A 1,390-nucleotide genomic window follows, 5' to 3' on the forward strand; every position below is an offset into this window, starting at 1 on the left:
CTGCTGGCCTTCGTCGGCCGAGAGGTGTTCGAGGACTTCGATGCAGACGATCAGATCATAGGACTGCGGCAGCGGCTCGGTCAGCGAGCCGGTGCGGCAGAAGGGGCGGATGTCTTCGCGCACTTGCGAGATGGCGTACTCTGACAGGTCGATGCCGTAAGCGAAGATGCCTTTATCCCTCAATGCCTCGACCAGAAACCCCATGGCGCAGCCGGCATCCAGGACCGTGGAAGGCTGAAATCCTGTAACGACGCGCTCTGCGACTGACCTGAAAAAGCGCAGCCATTTTTCGCTGCGCTGATAAGGCTCGCCGCAGCCGTGCGCGTAATAGTAGGCGTCATAAGATTTCGATAGGCTTCGTGAGTCCATATTTGCAATCCTCTCACACTGCTCATATCAAGTGTTGTGTCTTACCCTGAAAACCAGGGTGAAGCCATTCCCAAATTTGGTGTCGATATCCTCGCGGGCGATCATCTCCCACCGGCAAAGCCCTTTCCTTTTCATGTATTCGACGACCTTCAACAAGACTTCGGGAGTGAATGTGTGGTAGTGGCCCATCCTCCCGCCAGGTACTCCGTCGGTCGGGTGCGTGTCGAGCGTTAAGCCCAGCTCGTAGTCTTCGATGAAGTGCTCAAACGGCGTCAGCTCGCGAGACACATCACCTTCGAAGGCGTCCCTCAGCGGGACAATCATGAAGACGTAGCCGGAGTCGCGGACGACCCGGTTCCACTCGATGAAGGCCGCGATGACGTTCGGCAGATGCTCGACGACATGGCTGCTGAGAATGAAGTCTTCGCTCTGGTCGCGCACGGGGATGCGGTCGGCGTGTGCCCAGATGTCAATTCTGGCAGGCTCAATCCCATGAATGCGCCGCGATTCGGCGGCGTATATCTCATAATCTTCCTTTGGAGCGACGTTGCGCGTGTTCAGCCCGAATGGGTTGTGCGCGGCTGGGCCTATCTCTAATCCTTGAAGGCCGTCCAGGTAGAGGTGCGCTAACTCATGCTCTTTGAATTTGGGAAGTAACCCATCCTTCATTTCAATGAGCTTATTTAGCCGTTCTATCTCCTGCTCTCTTTCTGTCAGCTTTGCAGTCAGTTCTTCAACCGTCGTTGGTAAGGATTGTAAATCGGCGAGTTGAGCGTTGAGGGAATGGATCTGCGAAACCAGATTCTCGACCTCCCGCCGCCGCCCCGCCTCTAACTCCTCGACCTGCCGCGCTCGCGCCGCCTCTAACTCCTCAGCCTGCCGCGCCCGCGCCGCCTCTAACTCTTCGACCTCCCGCCGCCGCCTCGCCTCTAACTCCTCGACCTGCCGCGCCCGCTCTGCCAACTCGTTGCGCTGCTCTATCGTCAGCTCGCGCCGCGCCTGATTGTCCTTCTCCAGCTGC

2 protein-coding genes are annotated in these 1,390 nt (G+C 57.8%); both read right to left on the reverse strand.

Annotated features, from left to right (window positions below):
• Nucleotides 1-369 (reverse strand): class I SAM-dependent methyltransferase (locus VJ464_24635; protein HKQ08331.1); only part of this gene is annotated, 369 nt, incomplete at its 3' end.
• Between the two features lie 27 nt (nt 370-396).
• On the reverse strand, nt 397-1,390 hold a 994-nt coding region (locus VJ464_24640), incomplete at its 5' end, for a methyltransferase domain-containing protein (protein ID HKQ08332.1).

This window comes from Blastocatellia bacterium (assembly GCA_035275065.1).
Taxonomy (GTDB): Bacteria; Acidobacteriota; Blastocatellia; order UBA7656; family UBA7656; genus DATENM01.